2 protein-coding genes are annotated in these 827 nt (G+C 34.6%); both read right to left on the reverse strand.

Annotated elements, in window-relative coordinates:
* Positions 1–124 precede the first annotated feature (124 nt).
* Complete coding sequence (locus tag KI369_RS18080) at positions 125–262, reverse strand: hypothetical protein (RefSeq protein ID WP_000711015.1); 138 nt, start codon at positions 260–262, stop codon at positions 125–127.
* A 21-nt stretch (positions 263–283) separates the two neighbouring features.
* Positions 284–697 (reverse strand): DUF6018 family natural product bioysynthesis protein, encoded by a 414-nt coding sequence (locus tag KI369_RS18085; protein WP_000710699.1) that lies wholly within the window; start codon positions 695–697, stop codon positions 284–286.
* Positions 698–827: the final 130 nt, after the last annotated feature.

Consider the following 827-nt stretch of genomic DNA (forward strand, 5'->3'; position numbering starts at 1 on the left):
TCGAGAACGTCTCGCACCGCATAATCGTTCCCTCCAAGTTCTTTTTTACATTAAAAAAAGGAAGATCCAAGTAAATACATCACTTAGTTCTTCCTTTTACCCTCTATAAACTACCTCGACCTTATTAAAATGGTAGTTCTTCATCTGTAATCTCCGGTAACTCATCCATACCAGCAAATATATCATCCGGCTCTTGGGATGGCTTTCTTGTTTCCTGCTCTTTTGGATTATCTAATTCTGTCCAAGTGTTATCTTTTTTCATTTACATTTCCCTCTATCTCTCTTATTTTTCAGGTTCGTATACAACTTCTTCGTAATCAAAAAAATAATCTTTCAATTTACGTAGGATTGAACGAATCTTCGGTTCAGCTACGATCTTTGTACCATGGTAAAAACTTTGTTGCCCGACAAAGCGCCATAAGATTACATAGCCTTCTTTTGCTTCTTGTATGCCTTCAATATATAAAGCGATTTCTTGAATAGCAACCTTTTCATTAAGAGTATCTGGTTTAAAGTATTGAAATTTCCCATCTGGTAATATAATTTCAGCTTCAAAACATCCTCTCATTTGATTCACTCTTGCTCTTGATTCAGATGACATTGCTGGTGCAGCATATGATTTCTGATTTTTTTCCATTCGTGCTTTATGTTCCTCTACTGTTGGTACTGGTTGTAAGTGACTACAATCTTTTTTCATTTTATTATCTCCTCTACTGTTTAATTTGTTATTTTATGAATCATAAATAACCCCGCCTGCAAACTTGAAAACAACACAAAAAGGGCTTCTTCAAGTCGATTAAAAATGTGCATAGCAAAATAAGCTATAT

This window comes from Bacillus sanguinis, from assembly GCF_018332475.1.
GTDB classification, from domain to species: domain Bacteria; phylum Bacillota; class Bacilli; order Bacillales; family Bacillaceae_G; genus Bacillus_A; species Bacillus_A sanguinis.